We start from the raw sequence: 21,345 nt of genomic DNA on the forward strand, positions 1-21,345 counted from the left end.
CGGACCGAAACGTCGGTCCGCTGTCTGGCGCATTGGCACAGTTCTGTTCATCGTTCCTGACTCCCGCTCGCCTATTGGAGCCGTGTCGCCCGTGGGTGGCCGATCTCGGTCAGGAAGCGTCGCAGATCGCCGGTCTCGGGACTGCGCTTGGTCTTGGTGACGAAATGGCGCAACAGCGGCAGCACGCGCTCGGCCTGATCCGCGTCGAGCTGAAAGCGCAGGAGGTCGGCATAGACCTGCTGGACCGCGTGTCGGCCGGAATGCTTGCCGAGCACCAGTCGGTGCCGGCGGCCCAGTTCGGCGGGGTCGACGCCCTGATAGTTCAGTGGATCCTTGAGCAGTCCGTCGACATGGATCCCCGCCTCGTGGGTGAAGGCGCCATCGCCGACCAGGCTCTTGTGCCAGGCCACCGGCTTTCCGGAAGCCTTGGCGACCAGGTGCGACAGCCCCGCGAAGTGCTGGAGGTCGACCCCGGTGTCGATCTGGTGGACATGTTTCAGACCCATCACTACCTCTTCCAGCGCCGCGTTCCCGGCCCGCTCGCCGAGTCCATGGACGGTGGTGTTGACATGGGTCGCGCCACCCCGGACGGCGGCCAGGCTGTTGGCGCTCGCCAGTCCCAGATCGTCATGGGCGTGCATCTCGATCTCCAGATCCACGATGGCGCGCAGATCGCGGATGCGTTCATGGACGCCGAAGGGATCCATGAGGCCGACCGTGTCGGCGAAGCGAAAACGCCTGGCGCCGGCCTCCTGAGCCGCCTCGGCCGCCCGCCAGAGGAATTCGGGATCGGCGCGCGAGGCATCCTCGCCGCCGACGCAGACCTCCAGATCCAGATCCTGAGCGGCCCGGACCTGACGGCTGATCTGATTCAAGACCCATGGGCGGTCGCGCCCGAGCTTGTGGGCGATCTGCTGATCGGAGAGCGGAATGGAGAGATCGACCAGATCCACCCCGAGTCCGCGACACTGGGCGATATCTTCCGGCAGCATGCGGGTCCAGACCATGAGTCGCGCCGAGAGTCCCAGCGCGGCGACCGCGCGGATCGACTCGCGCTCCTCGTCGCCCATGGACGGGATGCCGATCTCCAGCTCCGGCACGCCCAGCGCGTTCAAGCCCCAGGCGATGGCGAGTTTCTCCTCCAGCGAGAAGGCCACGCCGGCGGACTGCTCGCCGTCGCGAAGGGTGGTGTCGTTGATGGTGATCGGAAGGGTTCTGTCCGACATGGCTCGCTCCTGAGTACCTGATGGCGATCAGTGAAGCAAATCATGCGCCAGTTATTGGTTTTATTTAAAACAGTGTGTTAGGTGAGCGGGGGATGGCGTTTTGGAGGATTCGCGACAGTTCGCGCGTGCGCGAGGGTGTCGTGGAGGTTACCCAAGTGGTGCGAGGCGATCCATCGGAACGAGGCTGGCCGTTCCTTCATCCTCCGGATGAGTGTCCGAAGCCCAGGATTCGCATCCAAGACAAAGCCCTACGCTGGATTCCAGTGGCTAATCGCTCTTGCTCGGTCCATCGGCTTACCCGGGCGAGGGTTGCTAACCCCCCGCCCAGGATGGGATGCGCCAGGCAAAGCCTGGAAGAGGAGGAAGGGTGCCAAAGTGATACGAGCCTGGAAACCTTTTGCTTTGACCCGTCAATTGAAAGTCCCGAGTCGCTAAGGACTAGCCACCCACCGGAAACCTAACCCCGCGCCAAGTTTGGGCGCCCTATTCCTCAACGCGCGGTTCGGACGGTTTGGATCCCAGAGTCGAGACCGGTTCCGGTTTTATTGTAGGCCCTGACGCGATAATAATAGATGGTGTTTGGGCTGAGTCGCGTGATGTTGCGGTAAACCCTATTGCCGACATTAAGGTTATTGTAGCCGCTGAGGAAACTCGTAAAGGCTGCGCTTGTGGAGACGTCGAGTCGATAGCCGGTGGCGCCATCGACGAGATCCCAATTGGCCACGAAGGCCTTGGTCGTAATATTGGTCGCTGGTCTTGCCGAGGGGGCTTGTGGAATCGCCACGAGTGTCTTTGCCGCCTGCGCTTTCGAGGACCCGCTGACGCCGCCCGAGTTATAGGCCCGGCCCCGGTAGTAATAGGTCATGCCGGGACTCAGGCCGGTGACTTTGAAGCTAATGGCGTTGCCTACATCCAGATCAAGGAAGCCATTGAGGAAGTGCCTAAAGCTCGCGTCGGTGGAAACGTCCAAACGGTACCCGACCGCCCCGGTGGTGACTCCCCAGTTAGCCGTGAAGCGGTCTGTAGTGATGGATGTCGCTTTCTTGCCGGTCGGCGTTGGAGGTGGGGCTGGGGTCGTTGTGATGCTCACGACATTGGAATTCAGGCTAGTGCCGACGCTATTGTAGGCCCTGACACGGTAGAAATAGGTGACGGATGGCTTGAGGCCATCGATCGAGCGGCTTGTAGTCGGCGCGACGTCAAGATCCCGGTAGCCTTTGAGGTAGCTCGCGAAATTGCTCACGGTGGAGACGTCTAGCCGATATCCCGCCGCCTCGTTCACGCCGTTCCAGTTGGCGACGAAAGACTGGCTGTTGATGGCGCTGCCTGCCGTGGCCAAGGGGTTCTTTGGCTGAAGCGACGGGGACGGCTGAGTCGGTGCCTCGCCGGCTTGGAGGTTGGCAAGGGCTACGTCGACCTGGATCCTTTGCTTAGTCAATGAGTTATATGGGTCTTGGATCGGTTTTCCGGATGTTTGCAGGGCGGCCAGAATCTCCTCGACTTCGGCGTTCGGTTTGGCCGACTTGAGTACCGCCCAGGCGCCGGCGACGTGCGGGGCGGCCATGGATGTGCCCATGTAATAGGCGTAGCCGCCGCCGATCACCGAGGACTCGATCCTTTCTCCGGGGGCCAGGAGGTCGAGAAAATGGGCGCTATTCGAGAAATCGGAGACCTGATCCGGGTAGGTGCCACTGTTTTTCGTGGTGGTACTGCCAACCGTAATGGCGCTGGAGACGCAGCCCGGCGCGGAGATGGCGTTGGAATAATAGCCATTGCCGCTCGCGATGACGGTCGCTATACCCTCCGCGAGCAGGGCATCGATCATTGGTTTGGTCGAATCCCAGTCGCAGTAACTCGTATAGGCGCCCCCTCCCAGACTGAGATTCGCCGCCGCGATGGCGTACTGGGTTCCTAATGATCGGACGCGCTCCAATCCCCGGATGATGTCCGAGGTGTAGGCCATCGCGCAGGGCGCTCCACCGCACGCGCTGGCGGGGAACCGGCTGTAGACCTGAATGGAGATCAGCTTGGCCTCCCTGGCGACACCGGAGAATTTCTCACCCTTGCCGGCGGCGATGCCGGCGACATGAGTGCCGTGACTGCATCCCGAGAGGCTGGCGTTGCAATTGACGCCCGAGCCGATCGCGGTCGATGCGGTGACGCCCTGCGGGCAGAGCGAGCTTACGCCCTCGGATGAATTGTTCGTCGAATAGCAGGCCTCGGAGACGATCTTGTCCTTGAGGAAGGCGTGGCTCTTGTCGACACCCGTGTCGAGGATGGCGATGACCTGTCCCTGACCGCTGTAACCCTTGAAGTCGCCGTTTAACGTGGCGCCGACCAAGGGCAGGCTTTCCAGAAGCGCGGGCGGATAGGCGACGTCCTCGAAGACCTCGAGCACCTCGGGTTGATCGAGCAGATCGAGCAGATCGAGAGCATCGGCCCGCATGGCGAGCCCTGGCATTTGATCGAAGCCTTTGATCTTCGCGCCAACCCTGTCCCGGCCCTCCCGGAGACCCAGGTGGTCGAGTACCCGCCGCTGGCGTGCCGCCTTTATGTCACCCTTGGCCTGGGCGGAAATGGATCCGGAGCCAGTGGTTTCCGCTGGCTGATCCTTGAAACGCACGATGATCGGAATGGTACCTTTCGTCCAAGCGCGTTCCATGAGGGCTTCGAGTCTCTGGTTCGCGGAATCTTCCAGGGACGCCCCGGCCATGGGCGCCTCCTCGTCATCGAGATTTGTCCAGCCGAGGGTGGCGAGCATCGGGTCGGGTTGGTCGGACGGCACTCCAGCCACCGCGAACGGCGCCATGAACATCAGGATCGATGTCACTAGGAGGCGGCAAGTGAATTCGTGGCGCTTGGTTTTCATGGTTCAGGGTCCAAATTTTCGCCTCGGTGGGCGGAAAGTCGATGTCTTCCGCGAAATCCACGGCAAGGACTGATGGCATCTTGAATGAGTCATAGGATGGCAGGTGCCGGAAACCCGGAATGAGTACGGCTCCTCGTTTCCAGCAAGACCGGATTCCGAGAAGGAACGACGCCTTTCAGGAGGGTCTTCGTTTATCCTAAAAAGAGCTTTCAGCTCCCAGCCTCCGGCTATTGGGAATCAGCTACTTGGCCATTGACCGAGACCGGCCGAGGCTCATCCATTGCGCGAAGCCCGCAAGAAGCGAAACCTCGGCCATACAACGGCTGGAGGCGGATCCCTGGCGGCTGACGGCTCTTTCTAGGTTTATCGTCTTCAAGAACCTGCGTGATGAACGCGGCACGAATGTCATCCGACTCAACCCCGAACGCCAACCCGATCACCGCGCGAGAACCTTGAAATGCTCACCAAGCCCAGCACCTGCTACGAATGCGACGCCAACTGCCCGATTCAGGTCGAGTTCGACGGCGCGGGTCAGCCGATCGCGGTCAAGGGGCCGGATTGCCCGCGCTGTTACGCCCAGATCGACCGGCGTAATCATCCCGATCGTCTGCTCTATCCGCTCAAGCGGGTCGGCCCACGCGGCAGCGGAGAGTTCGAGCGCATTTCCTGGGACGAGGCGCTGGAGACCGTCGCCGAGCGCCTGTCCGCGACCAAGGCCGCCCACGGGGCTCCGGCGGTCGCCTTCTTCGCGGGCTACACCAAGGAGGCCCGGCCGCAGCTCCAGCGGCTCGCCCATGCCTTCGGCTCGCCGAATTACCTCACCGAGAGTGGTTGCTGCTTCTCCGCGACCATGGTCGCCGAGAAGGTCACCTTCGGTTACAAGATCAAGACCACCTCGACCGTGGTCTCACCCAAGACCCGCTGTCACCTCATCTGGTCGACCAATCCGCGCGGGTCGATTCCGCCCTTCGATACCCATGGACTGGTGACCCTTAAACCGGGGCGTCGCATGATCGTGGTCGATCCGCGTCGCACCCCAATGGTCGGTCAGGCGGACATCCATCTCCAGATCCGGCCCGGAACCGATGGGGCGCTGGCGCTGGGTTTCCATCATCTGATCTTCGCCAATGGCTGGCAGGATCAAGCCTTTCTCGATCAATGGTGTCATGGTGTCGACGCCTTTCGGGACTATGCCCGTGACTTCACCCCGTCGCGCGTCGCCGGAATCTGCGGCATCGCGGAGGCGGACCTGCGCGCGGCGGTCGAGCTGTTCGCGACCACGCCGCCGGCGCAGATCACCCTGTCGCCGACCGCGACCGTGCAGCACAGCAATGGCTTCCAGAACCATCGGGCGGTCATCCTGCTCTCGGCCGTGACCGGCAATCTGGACCGCGAGGGCGGCAACCGCTTCTTCAACGACAAGGTCACGCCCAAGCCGATCGAGCTGTTCGACTACTGCCGGACCCATCTGCCGCCGCGCATCGGTGACGAGGTCTATCCGGTCTGGACCAAATACTGGCCGGCGGGTCAGAGCATGCTGCTGCCCGACTGCATCCTGGACGCCAAGCCCCAGCCGGTGCGCGCCCTGCTGGCGATGGGGATCAACACCGCCATGTGGCCCAATTCCAAGCGCATGGAGCAGGCCCTGGGGTCGCTGGATTTCTTCGCCGCGACCGATTTCTTCCACAACCCCGCGACCCTGCAGGCCGATATCGTGCTGCCGGCGGCGACCAGCCTGGAGCGTCCGGCGCTCATCGCCTATCCGGGCTGCGCCTATCAGGGCGAGTTGCGCTACCGGCGGCCGGTGGTCGCGCCCAGGGGCGAGGCGCGTCCGGATGGGGCGATGTTCCTGGAGCTTGGGGTGCGGCTGGGGATGGGAGACCAGTTCTGGCAGGGCGATCTGGAAGCCTCCTGGGCGGAGGCCGCCGAGGGGATTCCGGAGGAGATTCGCGAGGAGGTCTACGGCAGCGCGGATGGCGTGACGGTCTACGCGGGGGCGATCGAGGATCTGGTCGATCACGGCTTCCTGGACGCCGACCGTCTCTATCGACTGCGCGGCTTTCCCACCGCCAGCGGCAAGGTCGAGTTCGATTCCAGCGAACTGCGGGCGGTTGGCCACGAGGGTCTGCCGATCTATCGGGAGCCGGCCGAGAGTCCGATCTCGACACCCGGGATCGCCGGCGATTTTCCGCTGGTCCTGACCAGCGGGGCGCGGACCAAGTTCGATACCCACTCGCAGCATCAGTACATCGAACGCATGCGTCGCGCCGTGCCGAATCCACTGGTCGAGATCCATCCGCTGGACGCCGCGCCGCGCGGGATTCAGGACGGGGCGGCGGTTCTGGTGCGTTCACCGCGCGGGGCGGTGCGCTTCATCGCGCGCGTGACCGACAGGGTCAAGCTCGGTGTCGTCCACTGCACGCATGGTTGGAACAGCGCCAACGTCAACGAGTTGACCGACGACCGTCACCTGGACCCCATCAGCGGCTTTCCGCCCTTCAAGTCCGGCTTGTGCGAGGTGGAACGGATGCTCGGGGCCGCATGATCGGCGGCCTCACGGGAGCCTCCACATGCCTTTCATTGGTGTTTTGCCGGAGCGGATGGGCCTGTTCAGCCCCCAGCCGATCAGGGATGTCGCCGTCAGCGACGCCGCCGCCTGGCGGCTGAATCCAGGCCACCGCCGGATCTACGACAAACTGGAACTGGCCCTGGCGGCCGGGTTGCGCGCGGCTCCCTGCGGGGTGGATCCGCGCGATCTCGGGTTTGCCGCCGACGAGACGGTCTTCGTCAAGCCGATCATCAACCTGGCGGGGATGGCGCTCCAGGCGCGCGCCCTTCGCGCCGACGCCATCCCCATGGAGGCGGGCAGCTTCTGGTGCGAGCGGCTGGAAGGCGTCCATAGCAGCAGCGATTGTCTGGTGCGCGATGGGGCCGTCATCTGGCACGCGCCTACGCGCGGCTCCGATATCAAGGACCGCGAGCGCTCCATTTACTGGGACGTCGGCGTCGAGTCGCCGGAGATCGAACCGGCCGTCATCGCCTGGGTCGAACGTCATCTGGCCGGCTACACCGGGCTCTGCAACCTGGAGATGATCGGCGGGCGGCCGATCGAGGCGCATCTGCGCGGATCCAACGGCTTCTTCGATTTCTACGGACCGGGGTTCATGCCGGCCTGGGTCGCGCTCATGGATGGCGAGCCGTTCGAGATCCCGCCGCCGGTTCCGGGCGGCCTGGTGATCTCGGTGTTCGGCACACAGCCGCTGACGCCCCAACAGGAGGCGCTGATCGCCGCCGCCGGCCTCGCGGCCCAGCCGGATCCCCATACGCCCGACCGTATCGCCATCCTTCGGTGCCACGACAAATCGGTCGGCCTGGAACTCTGTCGCGCGCTTCGGTTGCTCCCCTAGCGGCGCCTCGCGGACGAGCGGCGGTTGCCCTTCCAAGGGGCGATGGCTAGGATACGCGGCCTGGTTTGGTCAAGTGGACGGACCGGACGGACGGGTCGTCGCCGTGCTCCGATGGGCACGGTCGCGGTTCGACCAAAACCTCTCCACCGAGGAGCGTTGCGACCAGGATTCCCAGGGATCCTGGCCAGGCTCGGAGGAGGGGTCGACTTTTCCAACGGCGCTCACTCAAACGTGACATCGAGAGTTGATCAACCATGAGTGAGTTTACCGATTACAAGGTCGCGGATCTGTCATTGGCCGATTTCGGCCGTAAGGAAATGGTCATCGCCGAGACCGAGATGCCGGGTCTGATGGCCCTGCGCCAGAAGTTCGGCGCCTCCAAGCCGCTGGCTGGCGCGCGTATCACCGGCAGTCTGCACATGACCATCCAGACCGCCGTGCTGATCGAGACGCTGGTGGAACTGGGCGCCCAGGTGCGCTGGTGCTCCTGCAACATCTTCTCGACCCAGGACCATGCCGCCGCCGCCATCGCCGCCGCCGGCATCCCGGTCTATGCCTGGAAGGGCGAGACGCTGGAGGAATACTGGTGGTGCACCGAGCAGGTGCTGAACTGGCCCGACGGTGGCGGCCCGAACATGATCCTAGACGATGGCGGCGATGCCACGCTCATCGTCCACAAGGGCGTGGAATACGAGAAGGCCGGCGCCATCCCGGCCCCGACCGCGACCGACAGCGAGGAGTGGGGTTCCATCCTGGGTCTGTTGAACCGGACCTTCGCGCGCAATCCGCAACACTGGCAGGCCATCGCCAAGGACATCAAGGGCGTGACCGAGGAGACCACCACCGGCGTGCATCGGCTCTATGAGATGGCCAAGGCCGGCACCCTGTTGTTCCCGGCCATGAACGTCAACGACTCGGTCACCAAGTCCAAGTTCGACAACCTCTACGGCTGCCGCGAGTCGCTGGTGGATGCCATCAAGCGCGCCACCGATGTCATGATCGCGGGCAAGCTCGCGCTGGTCTGCGGCTTCGGCGACGTGGGCAAGGGTTCGGCCGCCTCGCTGCGCGGCTTGGGCGCGACCGTCTGGGTGACCGAGGTCGATCCGATCTGCGCCCTGCAGGCGGCGATGGAAGGCTATCGGGTGGTCCGCCTGGACGACGTGGTGTCGATGATGGACATCTTCGTCACCGCCACCGGCAACACCGACATCATCACCCATGATCACATGGCGGCGATGAAGGATCAGGCCATCGTCTGCAACATCGGTCATTTCGACAACGAGATTCAGGTCTACAGCCTGAAGCAGTACGAGTGGGTGAACATCAAGCCGCAGGTGGATCAGATCGTCTTCCCGGACGGTCATCGCATCACCCTGCTGGCCGAGGGACGGCTGGTCAATCTGGGTTGCGCCACCGGACACCCGAGCTTCGTGATGTCCAACAGCTTCACCAATCAGGTGCTGGCTCAGATCGAGATCTACACCAAGCCGGAGGAATACCCGATCGGCGTCTATGTGCTGCCCAAGCATCTGGACGAGGACGTGGCGCGGCTGCATCTCGACAAGATCGGGGTCAAGCTGACCCAACTGTCGAAGGCGCAGGCGGACTATATCGGCGTGCCGGTCGAAGGGCCTTACAAGGCCGAGCACTATCGGTACTAATCAGGGTTCGGAAACAACCGAAAAGCCCCTCTCCCCAGCGGGGAGAGGGGTTGGATACTCGCGCCAGGCGTCCGCGACGCCGGCATCATCCAACGAGAGCGCCACCCGTTGCCCGCCTTCGGCCAAGCGGAGGATCGCTCGGCCGTTGGTCGACGGCGGGTGGCAGGAGGCCCATGGCCATGCCGTCCGAATCAACCCAGATTCCCATCCACAGCGTCGAGCTGTTCCCGCCCAAGACCCCCGAGGGCATGGAGAAGCTCAAGCTGGAAATCGCCAGCCTGAACAGCCTGGCCCCCACCTTTTTCTCCGTGACCTACGGTGCCGGAGGCTCGACCCGCGAGGGCACCTTCGACACCGTCAACTGGCTGCGCGGGCAAGGGATCGACACCGCCCCGCACCTGGCCTGCATCGGCTCCACCCGCGAGCAGGTCCGCGAGATCCTGACCCAGTATCGGGAACAGGGGATCGATCGCCTGGTCGCCTTGCGCGGCGACATGCCCTCGGGCATGGGCGCGGGCAACAGCGGCGACTTCCGCTATGCCAACGAGCTGGTCAGCTTCGTGCGCGCCGAGTTTGGCGACAGCTTCATGATCGAGGTCGCCGCCTATCCCGAATACCACCCGCAATCGGGTAACCCCGCGCGGGATCTGGAGAACTTCAAGCGCAAGGTCGAGGCGGGCGCGGACGGGGCCATCACCCAGTATTTCTACAATGCCGACGCCTATTTCGGCTTTCTGGAAAGCTGCCGCAAGGAAGGGATCGGGATCCCCATCGTCCCCGGCATCATGCCCATCACCAATTACACCCAACTCGCGCGCTTCTCCGACACCTGCGGAGCGGAAATCCCGCGCTGGATCCGCCGACGGCTGGAGGGATACGGGGATGACGTCGAAAGTCTCCGCGCCTTCGGCCATGAGATCGTTCTGAACCTCTGTCGCCAACTGATCGCGGGCGGCGCGCCCGGACTGCATTTCTATACGATGAATCAATCGGGACCGGTGCGCCGACTTTGGACGGAACTAGGACTGCCGACGGGCGTATGACCCGAGCGGTTTGTGAAGTCCTTCACAAGAAGGACACCGGAAAGGGTGGATCCGCGCCCAACCCGCATGGAATGACACTCGGATTGAGATTTCTCAACTCCTCGGCGAAGGCGCGCTGCTAGTCTTGGTTCCGCGAAATCATCCACTCCTCCTTTTGAAAGCCGCCTACTGACTTGAGGCGGCTTTTTTTATGTCCGGCATTGCTCGCGGATCGTTCGGCCATCCTCTCCGGTAGGCGGGAGACGCGGCGGATGGAATAATCCAGGCTTCGATCCTTCCATCCATTAGCCGCGGCCGCTGGCCCAGAGATGCCCCCCGATGCCCGACCTTGACCGAACCTATCGGATCGGCCCGATCCACCTGGCCCCAACCGTCACCCGATGGCAGGCCGCGACGCTCTTGTTTGGGGCTTTCTTCTCCATTGGCTTGATGACCTTCATCGCCATCGGGCAGACCTACATCCTCAACGAGCACCTCAAGATCCCGACCTCCGAGCAGGGGACCATCAGCGGCGACCTGGTGTTCTGGACCGAGATCTTCGCGCTGGCCTTCTTCATGCCAGCCGGGATCCTGGTCGACCGTGTCGGTCGTCGTCCGATTTTCTCTGTCGGTTTCCTCCTGCTGGCCGCGACCTATGTCCTCTATCCGAGGGCGGCCGAGGTGGATGACCTCTATCTCTACCGTATCGTTTACGCCCTGGGTGTCGTGACCGTCGCCAGCGCCCTGTCCACGGTCCTGGTCGATTACCCCGCCGAGCGCTCCAGGGGCAAGATGGTGGCGATGGTCGGCCTGCTCACCGGGCTTGGCATCGTCTTCACCAATCAGTTCTTCGGCGGCCTGCCGAAGATGCTGACCGCTCGGGGCCTGGATAGCATCGAGGCCGGTTTCTTCACCCACTACGCCGTGGCCGCCCTAGCGGTGGTGGTCGGCATCGTCATCTATTTCGGTTTGCAGAAAGGCACCCCCGTGCGTCGCGAGGATCGTCCCGCGGTCAAGGATCTCTTCATCAGTGGCTTCGCCCAGGGGCGCAATCCACGCATCCTGCTGTCCTATCTCGCCGCCTTCATCGCCCGAGGCGATCAGTCCATCAACGCGACCTTCCTGATCCTCTGGGGCACGACCGCCGGACTGGCGGCCGGCATGGACACGGCGGCAGCGGTCAAGAACGGCACCATCATCTTCGTGCTCGCGCAGGTCGCGGCCCTGGTCTGGGCGCCCATCATGGGGCCGATCATGGACCGCATGGATCGGGTCAGCGGACTGGCGCTCTCGATGGTTCTGGCGGCGATCGGCAATCTCTCGGTGATCCTGCTGGTTGATCCCCGCCCAGGATCGGGACTGATCTTTTACATCCTTCTGGGCATCGGCCAGATCAGCGTCTACCTGGCCGCCCAATCGCTCATCGGCCAGGAGGCCCCGATAGCCAGGCGCGGCTCGGTGCTGGGTGCCTTCAACATCGCCGGAGCGATCGGCATTCTACTCATCACCCTGATCGGCGGCCGTCTCTTCGACGCGATCGACCCGCGCGCGCCCTTCATCCTGGTCGGCATCATCAATATCCTGCTGTTCGGCGTCTGTATCCTGGTGCGCTTGCGATATCCGGCGCCACCCATGGTCGCGGTCCGGTCGTAAAGCCGGTCGTAAAGGGGACGGCGAGTCGGCTCGCGCGGCTCGCGCGTCCAGCGCCGAGGATCGACGCCTCCTGCCGCTGGGGCGATTCCGGCTGTCCGGCACCTCTGGCTCTCGCCAGCGGCGGGACTCGGACGGTATCGCCTCAACCACGAATCCTGCCGCTGCATTGTGTCGAGGGGCGCATGCGAACGGACTCTCGCGCTATTCAGAGCGCTGCCAGTAAATTCGCCAACCTGTCAGCCGCGACGGGCTTCACCCAATGATGATCGAAACCGGCGGCATGCGTCCGTTGACGATCCTCCTCTTGGCTCCAGCCGGTGAGGGCGATCAGGATGGCGTTCTGTCCCCAGGGTTCGGCACGGAGGCGCTTGGCCGTTTCGTAACCGTCAAGCGAGGGCATCCCGAGATCCAGCAGAATGACCTCGGGGCAAAAGGCCGCCGCGCGGCTCAATCCCGAGAGACCGTCGTAAGCCATCCACACCGTATGGCCGAGGCATGTCAGCATCATGCCAAGGCTATCCGCCGCGTCCTGGTTGTCGTCGACGATCAGGATGCGGCGCCCCGCCATGGTCGGTTTCGTTGACGCTTCGCCGAGCGGCGGATCGGGTTCCACGGGGTCGACGGTGAGCGGCAGGCGCACGATGAATGCGCTCCCCTGACCCCGTCCCGCGCTCTGTGCTTCCACCTGCCCTCCGTGCATCGCCACCAGTCGCTGGACGAGGTGAAGACCGATGCCCAGGCCGTCTTGGGCCGATGAGCCCGCGTGATCCAGGACGAACAGATCGAAGACCCGTGGCAGCAGGTCTGGCGCGATGCCGAGCCCGTTGTCCGTCACCCTGACCACGGCCTCCTTGTCCTCTGGCGCGACGCTGATCTGGAGATGGCCGCCGTCCTCGGTGTATTTGGCGGCGTTGCTGAGCAGGTTGGCGAAGATCTGGGTGAGCCGCACCGGATCGGCCTCGACTAGCAGCGGCTCGTCCGGGATGGAGACGTCCAAGCGGTGACCGTGCGCGTCGATGAGCGTGCGCGTGGTTTCGACCGCCTGGTACAGGCTGTCGGCCAGCGGCACGCGGCGGCGCTGGAGTTGGATCCGCCCCTGGCTGATGCGGCTGAGATCGAGCAGATCGTCGACCAGGTGCACCAACTGCCCGAGCTGACGCTCCATGAGGGAGAGCGCCCGCGCACTCATGTGAGGATCGTCTGGCGTCAGACGCAGAATCTCCAGGCCCGTGCGCAGCGGGGCCAACGGATTGCGCAGCTCATGAGCCAGGGTGGCCAGGAACTCGTCTTTGTGCCGGCTGGCCGCTTCGAGCGCCGCCTTGCTCGCCTCGCGTTCCGTGACGTCGAGAACCAGGAACAGGATGGAAGTCACCTTGCCCGTACGGTCATAGATGGCGGAGTCGTGCCACAGGCAGTCGACCCAGACGCCATCACGACGGCGGTGGCGATTGAGGTGGACCGCACGCCGTTGCTGGCCGTTGAGCATGTCCGCGATTTGCGCCTCGACCTCCTTGACATCCGGGGGGTAGACCCAGGCGATGTCGCTGATACGGCGGCCCAGCACCTCGTCCGCCGTCCAACCGAACAACGGCTCGGCGGCGGACGACCAGCGAACGAAACGCAGCTGTGCATCCAACTCGATGACCGCCAGCGGCGAGTTGTCCATGTGAGCACGCAGATGCTGCACGGCAGCAAGCAAATTGCCGTTGGCGGTCGCGAGCCGGTCGCGAGCGCGCAAGAGCGCGTCCGCCAAGACGGTCAGGGTCAGGAAAAGCAGCATGACGACGGTGACGGTCGGCCACAGCCAGCCGATCCGGGCGGCGATCCGGTGGTCGATATCTTCCGCGGAGAAGCCCAAGGCCAAGAGCAGTGGCAGACCGTCGACTTGGCGATAGGTGTAGAGACGCCGCACCCCATCCACCGCGCTCGCTGTCTCGTAGATCCCGACCGGCGACTGCTCCAGGGCGGCCCACAAGGGAGACTCAATGGGCTGCGCCCACTGCTCGGGGCGGGGTTCTGGGATACGCGCCCTCAGCTTGTGGTCACGGGTGCTCAGCAGGGCGACCGTGCTCTGGACGCCAATTTTCATCTCGCTGAAATGGAAGGCGAAGGCGCGCGGGTCGAGGGACGCCAGCACCACGCCGCCGAACGAGCCGTCCGGCTGGTCGACCCGGCGGCTGATGCGAAAGTAGTAATCACCAGTCACCCGGCCCGTCTCGACGACCGAGATGAACGGCACATCGGCGGGATGATCCATGTGAAAGCGGACATACTCCCGGTCGGAAACATCGCGGTTGAGCGCCTCCGGAGAGTGGGCAATCTGAATGGTCGCCCGCGGGCCGATGAAGTAGAGGTTGCCAATGGCGAACCGATCGAATCCGAGCTGATTCACATACCGCTCGGTCTCCTCCAGCGAGCCGGTCCGCCGATAGACCCAGCGCATCCCGTGCAGCAGGGCATCGGCATCGTTGATCAACTGACGGGTGTGCTTAGCCAAGGCGTCCGTTGCCAGGCGCGCCTCGCGTTGCGCCGTCTCCGTCTCCGCGAGAGAGGTGGCATGCGTGACGTAGCCGCCGCCGACCAGAATCGCCAGGCAGACCAGTGCCGCCATCCCCCAGAGCCACACTCGCCAGAACCTGACTTTAAACGCCGGCTGGTCGATCAGGGAGACAGCGGCGGGATGGACATCAAGGTCTTCAGGGGCTTCGGATCCGACTGACCGATCGATAAGCTGTTTCGAGTGGTGCATAACCCTGGCGAGATGCAAGTGGATAAAGTTCTAAACCTGAACGAGACGGTCGGCGGGCTTGCGCTGAGGCCATATTACGAACGGCAGGTGCTCGAAACCAGGCTGGCGTACGATTGACGGTGGGGCGCCAGACCTGGATATACGTCCGAAGAGAGATTTGTAATCAATTGATCGCGGGGATCCATATCCACATCAGGAGCACTACCGGATTGTTTATCAATCGATACGATTTTGGCCGCTCCGTGTAAGCACCAGATCTAGAGCACTACCCGTTCTTTCATGGCGATGGGTTTGAGTGGGGGAAGCATGGTGGACGTCCCTGTTAGGCCAGATCAGGTCCAGGGGTTGAGTAAGTTGACCCCGGTGCGTTCGAAATCGCGTGTATTGCGCGTGACCAGAATGAGGCCGCGATTGAGCGCGACAGCGGCCAGCAAGGTATCAAGCGCTGGCCGCGTTTCGCCCTGTTTGATGGCGGCGCCCATCATCCGCCCCCAACGCTGCATATCGTTCAGATCGAGGGCCAGGATGCGCTGTTGGAATCGGGGAACCAGGGACTGGTCGAGCCACGCCTGGAGATCTGTTTGCCGCCGTCCCTCAGACATCCGCGAGAGACCTTTCTGAATCTCCCCCACCGACACCACGGAGATCGCCATCCGGGTTTCATCGCTGTGTTGCATCCAATCGAACAGTCCCGGATTGACCCGTGGCTTGGTGAACTCGGACAAAACATTGGTATCCAGCAAAAATGTCACAGGCGTCACAGGTCGACATCCCGACCGAAGTCCTGGTCGCGCTCAATCTCGATTCCAGAGCCTCGCAGCGGTGAGTTCATCAAGAATTCGGCCAGCGTCTCCTGGTGGGGCAAGAGCCGCCGATAGTCATCCATCGACAGCAGGATTGCCGCCTCCTCTCCACCGACCGTGATGACTTGCGGCCCGGAACGCTGGGCCTCCTCGAACACCTGGCTAAATTTGTCCCTTGCTTCTTGCAGTTGCCAATTCATGAGGGTCTCCTCTCGTCTGAATGAAACGCTCACCGAGAAGCCTAGCTCACAGGAGCGTGACCCGACGCACCAGCAGCAGACCGTAGCCGAAGGCTTTGGCGGGACCGATGCTATTTTCCAACACAGCTTGCACGTCAGCCAGGCTTGCTGGTCATCTTCCTTGATCAATGGAGCGCGACAGGTATCGCGGGTCTTCTTGGTCTTCTGCTCCAGTTGCTGACGGTCTTCATCGGATTAGCGGTGAGCAGAAAAGCGAGTCGCTGGTGGGTCGAGGGCTGGGGGCGCAACTCGCGGCTGCCGATCAACTGGACGCTGCGGGTGGGCTGAGGCCGTTACCGCGCTCCCAGCGGGCAGCCAAGTTCGCGGTTCATCCCAGCGAGCGCGGGGAACACATCCTGTCTCGCCGCGACTATCGACAGGACACCGGTTCATCCCCGCGAACGCGGGGAACACTAAACAATATGTGAAGATGGCGATCGAGAGATCGGTTCATCCCCGCGAGCGCGGGGAACACCCAACACCTGTCTGTCGGCCGCCACCGCCTGTCGGTTCATCCCCGCGAGCGCGGGGAACACGGCGGTGCTTCGCCGAACCTCAATTCGTACATCGGTTCATCCCCGCGAGCGAGGGGAACACTCTTCCCGTACTTACCTGATCTTCAAAAGAAAATCAGGCACGGACAAATCGACCAACAAAATGGCCGATTTCAAAGGGGTTTTCTTTAAGGCGTTCGGGCTTCCCGACCCCTCTAATTTTCCGCCCTCATGATATTTCAGGCAGTTAGCGCCTTGGCAGACTGCCAAAATGGCCAAAGTCGAGTTTAAAGGTGATTTCCGAGAAAGCTCAGTTCGGACGATCCTAGCGCACTTAACACTAAGACTCAGAGGGTGGCAAGCCGTCCTTGCATCGCGACTCAATCAGACACTGCGTGGGCGCTGGATGTATCTGGCGCATTCTGGTCGGGAATCGAGACTGGCAAAAAAAAATCTCAGCGAATTTGCGCGCGAAACTCTCGCGGCATCTCGGTTTCCGCGTTTATTGCAAGGTATCATGGTTGCCGTTGGTGGTGGCGGGTCGTTACGGAATCGACTGCTTGATCGCGCCAAAAATCAGGATGGCTCCTGATCGTCGCAGCATCCCTATCATGGAGAATTTGATGTTTTTCAACTCGATCTTGGAAACTCTGCTATTCGATACGCAAGCAACGATTATCACGGAAGTATTTCTCTGGATGACGGCAATTGGTTTCGTCTTTGCTGTGCTACTGGCTTTTCTTGGTACAGGACAACGCTTCGTCCGTGAGGCTCCGACCCTACTGACTTCGCTCGGCATCCTCGGTACTTTTGTCGGGATTGTGGTTGGTCTGATGCATTTCGATCCTCAGAACATCGACGGCAGTATCTCGACGCTGCTTGAAGGACTGAAGACCGCTTTCATCACCAGTCTTGCGGGCATGGGTGCGGCAATTGCGTTCAAGATCTTGACCACGACGCCCATCATGGCGTCGCGTCGTGAACAGATCGATACGACAAACGCAGGGCCAGAGGACATTTTGAAAGCCATACTGGATCAGAACAGCCGTTTTGATCAGTTGCGATTAGCCATTGCTGGGACGGAAGAAACGAGCCTTGTTGGTCAACTGAAGCTGCTGCGGTCTGATTCGATCGATCATCACAAAGAAACGCTGCGCACCCTGACGGATGTCCGAACCGCTGTTGCGGGGACTGAAGAGACGAGTCTCGTCGGACAGTTCAAGCTGTTGCGAAGCGACGAACACGACCGCCATCGGGAAACCATGCGCGCCATTGGAGAGGATCGCGACCGACACGACAGCTTTGCAGAAAAACTCTGGAAAGAACTGGATGCGGTTGGCGAGATGCTTTCCAAATCCGCCACCGAGCAAATGATGGCGGCACTCAAGGAAGTCATCGCGGATTTCAACAAGAACCTCACCGAGCAGTTCGGTGACAACTTCAAGGCGTTGGATGCCTCCGTCCAGAAGCTCGTGCACTGGCAGGAGAACTATCGCCTGCAACTGGAACAGATGTCGTCGCAGTATGCTCAAGGGGTCGCGGCAATCACACAAACCGAAGCATCGGTCGCGCACATTTCGGAAGAATCACAGCAAATCCCCGCCGCCATGGAAAAGCTCAAGGCGGTGATGTTGGTGAATCAGCATCAACTCAGTGAACTCGGCCGCCATCTGGAAGCATTCCGCGACATGCGAGACAAGGCTGTTGAAGCGGTACCGCAGATTCGAGAACAGATAGAGCAAACGGTCAAGGACGTTGCGGCCTCGGTCGAGGTTGCCAGCGATCATTACAACAAGCTGCTGGAAAACTCCGACGCCTATATCCAGAAACACGACACACAGAGTCAGGCGCTGCTAGAGAAATTTGTCAAGACCACCGATGACGGCATCGACAAGGTGCGGGTTGGTCTGGAAAGCGGTGCCAATGAGGTCAAGACGGCAATAAGCACCGGGGCACAAGCCTTTGGCAAGACGGTTCAGGATCTGCTGACCGACACCACGAACGAAGTCACCAAGACGGTCGCGGTGGCCAGCGATCATTACAACAAGCTGCTGGAAAACTCCGACGCCTATATCCAGAAACACGACACACAGAGTCAGGCGCTGCTAGAGAAGTTCGTCAAGACCACCGATGACGGTATCGACAAGGTACGGGTTGGTCTGGAAAGCGGTGCTAATGAGGTCAAGACGGCAATCAGCACCGGGGCACAAGCCTTTGGCAAGACGGTTCAGGATCTGCTGACCGACACCACGAAGGAAGTCACCAAGACGGTCGCGGTGGCCAGCGATCATTACAACAAACTGCTGGAAAACTCCGACGCCTATATCCAGAAACACGACACACAGAGTCAGGCGCTGCTAGAGAAGTTCGTCAAGACCACCGATGACGGTATCGACAAGGTGCGGGTTGGTCTGGAAAGCGGTGCTAATGAGGTCAAGACGGCAATCAGCACCGGGGCACAAGCCTTTGGCAAGACGGTTCAGGATCTGCTGACCGACACCACGAAGGAAGTCACCAAGACGGTCGCGGTGGCCAGCGATCACTACAGCAAACTGCTGGAGAATTCCGACGCCTATATCCAGAAGCACGATGCGCAGAGCCAGGCATTGCTAGAGAAGTTTGTCAAGGCTACGAGTAAGGGAATTGATCAGGTGAAAGAGGGGCTGGAAAGCAGCGCGTCAGCCGTCAAGTCCGCCATCATCACCGGAGCACAGGAGTTTGATAATAGCGTCCAGCGACTACAGGGCAACCTCACCAGTACATCGGATCAGATTGCGGCGCAGAGTGAAAAAATCCGTGAACAGTTGCAGGACACTTTCAAGGAAGTCAATTCACATGTTCGAGTCATGCTGGCCACGCTATCCGATGAATCCAAATCACTCTCGCAGACGCTGAAAACGACAGGCGAACAGGTGCAGCGTGACACGCAGTCGGTTCAAGCGCAGGTTGCAGAGAGCATCAAGCAGATGCAGGCGCGTTTGGAAAGCGCCCTTGCGGAAGTTTTCAAAGCACAGGCGCAAACAATGGATCGTGCAGCAGTGGGACTTGAAGAGCACATGAAAAAATCAATCGCGAAAACAGGAGAAGGTGTCAATATCCAGCTTTCAGCCATTGATCAGGCGATGCAGAAAGAAGTTAATCGGGTCATGAATGAAATGGGGACTGCATTAGCGCAGATTGCTGGCCAGTTCACAAAAGACTACACAAAATTAGTCTCCGCCATGCAGCAGATAGTCGATAAACAGGCTAGACAAAAATAATGAACAAGGAATTCGAGAGAACTTTTGGGAAATCATCAATCGGAACAAGCAATAGCGATACTGGAGAGCATTGGCTTTCTGTTTCGGATTTGATGTCAGGATTGATGATGGTGTTTCTTTTCGTGTCAATCGCACTGATGCGAGACGCCATGATCGAACGAGACAAAATCAAAGAGGTTGCCGTCGCTTATCAAGAAAATCAAGTCGAGCTTTATAATGCCTTGTACGATGAGTTCAAGAGTGACCTTAAACGCTGGGATGCTGACATCGAAAAAGACACGCTTTCTTTTGAATTCAAGTCACCCGACGTGTTGTTTGACACCGGGAAAATTACCCTCAAGCCAGCGTTCAAGGAAATCTTGAACAATTTCTTTCCACGTTATCTTGACGTTTTAATGAATTTTCGCGATTCTATTGATGAGGTTCGCATCGAAGGACATACCAGCAGCGTCTGGAATCACGGCTCGACTGAAGATGAAGCGTATTTCAATAACATGGAGCTTTCACAGGGGAGAACACGCTCAGTTCTCTTATATGCTTATGAAATAAATGGCATTGTTGAAAATCGAGCATGGGTAAAAGAGAATGTCGCAGCGGTTGGCTTTTCATCTTCGCGCCTCATTAAAAAGATTGATGGCAGCGAAGATCTTGAACGTTCGCGTCGTGTTTCGTTCCGGGTCATCACCAATGCGGAAACCCAGATACGCAAAATACTTGAAAATTAAGAGTACAATATTATGCGGCTAACGGTCGATTTTTCTAAGTTACATGCGGCCGTGAAAGCAATGGGAGCCGATACGATAGTACCGCCGCCTCTTCCAACGCAATCTGCAAATCCAATTGATCCGATCGATATCGCTCTTTCCGAGGAAGGTATTGAAGTCGATCTAAAAGAGATCACGATCAAGTCGGGGCTTCTTGATTATCATGGAAGACAGATTTTACTTTATATTCAAGATCATGGATCGAACATCCAAGCGGCTTTAGACGATCCTGATAAAGGAAGAAAATATCATGTGGCGGACTGTCGAACACTGAAAAGAATGCGAGAAGAAGGTCGGTTTCAACGATATGTCGCAACAAATGACTTGAGTGGCTATTTTTTAATTTCTGGCTATGACTATATCACGCGAAAAAAGATTCAAGGCCGGACTAAACTAAAAATCTGTAGAGATTGCCTGACGCATCTTAACTATCAAGGCTATCGCGTAAACAACAAAAACATGATATTTTCTAAGTTCTCTATTGAAGAGTTTTTTGAAACTTATAGCTCTTTCTTCCCGTACATGCCACGACGGAAGGCTGGAGATAATGACAGCATCTATACTGATGACTGGCCAGTCATTTCAGGTCAATACAAAGCTGATCAAGAATTTAAATGCGAATCGTGTGATGTCGATCTCACTCATCATAAAAGACTGCTACACACTCACCATAAAAACGGCGTTAAGACCGACAATCGGCGTTCCAACTTCCAAGCCTTGTGCGTCGATTGCCACAGGAAGCAACCTTCCCACGAACGCATGTTCGTGCGCCATGAAGACATGCAGCTCTTGACGCGACTGCGTCAAGAACAGCAACAAGACAAGCGGCGCTTGAATTGGGATGATATTTTCGAAATTGCAGATACCGGGGTGCATGGCGTTCTGCATTGGTGTCGCGCCAAACAAATGTCACCGCCCATCGTTGGCTACGCACTGAAAGATTCTAGCGGTCAGGTTATCGCACAACTCGAACTTGCCTGGCCACTGAGAAAGATCTGCGTCGCGATTTCCACTCACGATCTTGAAACCGCTCGTAAGTCTGGATGGCAGGCATGGTCGATACTGGATGCGCTAGAGCAGCTTTGATAAGGATGCAGAATTTGTCTGTTTCCTCCCCCTGACCCGAAACTTCAAAGGCAGGACTCCACCTTTCCACGAACGATTCAGCGATGAAGCGCTGGCGCCAGGGTACGCAGCC

Annotated in this window: 16 protein-coding genes, 1 CRISPR repeat array and 1 riboswitch; of the genes, 10 read left to right on the plus strand and 6 right to left on the minus strand. The window is 60.1% G+C overall.

Translation table 11 applies throughout. The features are described 5' to 3' along the window. Positions 1–71: 71 nt before the first annotated feature. Both nifV and CKO27_RS15930 read right to left on the minus strand, forming a co-directional pair. The gene (gene nifV / locus CKO27_RS15925) at positions 72–1,226 is read right to left on the minus strand and encodes a homocitrate synthase (protein ID WP_200375899.1); all 1,155 of its coding nucleotides are present in this window, start codon (positions 1,224–1,226) and stop codon (positions 72–74) included. Positions 1,227–1,716: 490 nt separating this feature from the next. Beyond that, positions 1,717–3,567, minus strand: coding sequence for a S8 family serine peptidase (locus tag CKO27_RS15930; RefSeq protein ID WP_200375900.1), 1,851 nt, complete (start codon positions 3,565–3,567; stop codon positions 1,717–1,719). Positions 3,568–3,630: 63 nt separating this feature from the next. Here CKO27_RS15930 and CKO27_RS15935 point away from each other — a divergent pair, with 63 nt between their 5' ends. From CKO27_RS15935 to CKO27_RS15960, 6 genes are all read left to right on the plus strand, one after another. After that, a complete protein-coding gene (locus CKO27_RS15935; protein ID WP_200375901.1) occupies positions 3,631–4,059 on the plus strand; it encodes a hypothetical protein in 429 nt (142 codons plus the stop codon). A gap of 493 nt (positions 4,060–4,552) precedes the next feature. Further along, positions 4,553–6,640 (plus strand): molybdopterin-containing oxidoreductase family protein, encoded by a 2,088-nt coding sequence (locus tag CKO27_RS15940; protein WP_200375902.1) that lies wholly within the window; start codon positions 4,553–4,555, stop codon positions 6,638–6,640. A gap of 25 nt (positions 6,641–6,665) precedes the next feature. Further along, positions 6,666–7,502: an ATP-grasp domain-containing protein gene (locus CKO27_RS15945; protein ID WP_200375903.1), complete on the plus strand. Its 837-nt coding sequence runs from the start codon at positions 6,666–6,668 to the stop codon at positions 7,500–7,502. A 142-nt stretch (positions 7,503–7,644) separates the two neighbouring features. After that, a riboswitch (S-adenosyl-L-homocysteine riboswitch) is annotated at positions 7,645–7,732 on the plus strand. Positions 7,733–7,756: 24 nt separating this feature from the next. After that, entirely contained in the window at positions 7,757–9,163 is a 1,407-nt protein-coding gene (gene ahcY / locus CKO27_RS15950) for an adenosylhomocysteinase (protein ID WP_200375904.1), read from the plus strand. Between the two features lie 179 nt (positions 9,164–9,342). Then, positions 9,343–10,206 carry a methylenetetrahydrofolate reductase [NAD(P)H] gene (metF, locus tag CKO27_RS15955; protein ID WP_242470951.1) on the plus strand — a complete coding sequence of 288 codons (864 nt, stop codon included), beginning with the start codon at positions 9,343–9,345 and terminating at the stop codon, positions 10,204–10,206. A 318-nt stretch (positions 10,207–10,524) separates the two neighbouring features. Then, positions 10,525–11,838, plus strand: coding sequence for an MFS transporter (locus tag CKO27_RS15960; protein WP_200375906.1), 1,314 nt, complete (start codon positions 10,525–10,527; stop codon positions 11,836–11,838). Between the two features lie 205 nt (positions 11,839–12,043). Here CKO27_RS15960 and CKO27_RS15965 read toward each other — a convergent pair whose 3' ends face one another. The 4 genes from CKO27_RS15965 to CKO27_RS25465 form a co-directional block, all read right to left on the minus strand. Then, a complete protein-coding gene (locus CKO27_RS15965; protein WP_200375907.1) occupies positions 12,044–14,449 on the minus strand; it encodes an ATP-binding protein in 2,406 nt (801 codons plus the stop codon). Between the two features lie 470 nt (positions 14,450–14,919). Further along, positions 14,920–15,348 carry a type II toxin-antitoxin system VapC family toxin gene (locus CKO27_RS15970; protein ID WP_338116072.1) on the minus strand — a complete coding sequence of 143 codons (429 nt, stop codon included), beginning with the start codon at positions 15,346–15,348 and terminating at the stop codon, positions 14,920–14,922. Continuing rightward, a complete protein-coding gene (locus CKO27_RS15975) occupies positions 15,345–15,590 on the minus strand; it encodes a type II toxin-antitoxin system Phd/YefM family antitoxin (RefSeq protein WP_200375909.1) in 246 nt (81 codons plus the stop codon). Before CKO27_RS15975 ends, CKO27_RS15970 begins: the two co-directional genes overlap by 4 nt. A gap of 46 nt (positions 15,591–15,636) precedes the next feature. Then, a complete protein-coding gene (locus CKO27_RS25465) occupies positions 15,637–15,723 on the minus strand; it encodes a hypothetical protein (RefSeq protein WP_476718507.1) in 87 nt (28 codons plus the stop codon). 11 nt (positions 15,724–15,734) lie between these two features. Between CKO27_RS25465 and CKO27_RS15980 the strand changes: the two genes are divergently transcribed. The 4 genes from CKO27_RS15980 to CKO27_RS15995 all read left to right on the plus strand — a co-directional run bounded on the left by CKO27_RS15980 (position 15,735) and on the right by CKO27_RS15995 (position 21,233). Beyond that, positions 15,735–15,917, plus strand: a complete 183-nt coding sequence (locus tag CKO27_RS15980; RefSeq protein WP_200375910.1) for a hypothetical protein — start codon at positions 15,735–15,737, stop codon at positions 15,915–15,917. Between the two features lie 35 nt (positions 15,918–15,952). Next, positions 15,953–16,226: a CRISPR direct-repeat array (repeat unit 30 nt; unit sequence TCGGTTCATCCCCGCGAGCGCGGGGAACAC). 520 nt (positions 16,227–16,746) lie between these two features. Further along, positions 16,747–19,383 (plus strand): hypothetical protein, encoded by a 2,637-nt coding sequence (locus CKO27_RS15985; RefSeq protein ID WP_200375911.1) that lies wholly within the window; start codon positions 16,747–16,749, stop codon positions 19,381–19,383. Further along, on the plus strand, positions 19,383–20,108 hold the full coding sequence (locus tag CKO27_RS15990) for an OmpA/MotB family protein (protein ID WP_200375912.1): 726 nt from the start codon (positions 19,383–19,385) through the stop codon (positions 20,106–20,108). Before CKO27_RS15985 ends, CKO27_RS15990 begins: the two co-directional genes overlap by 1 nt. A 12-nt stretch (positions 20,109–20,120) precedes the next feature. Then, positions 20,121–21,233, plus strand: a complete 1,113-nt coding sequence (locus CKO27_RS15995; protein WP_200375913.1) for an HNH endonuclease — start codon at positions 20,121–20,123, stop codon at positions 21,231–21,233. Positions 21,234–21,345: the final 112 nt, after the last annotated feature.

The organism is Thiocystis violacea (assembly GCF_016583575.1).
In the GTDB taxonomy this organism is placed as follows: domain Bacteria; phylum Pseudomonadota; class Gammaproteobacteria; order Chromatiales; family Chromatiaceae; genus Thiocystis; species Thiocystis violacea.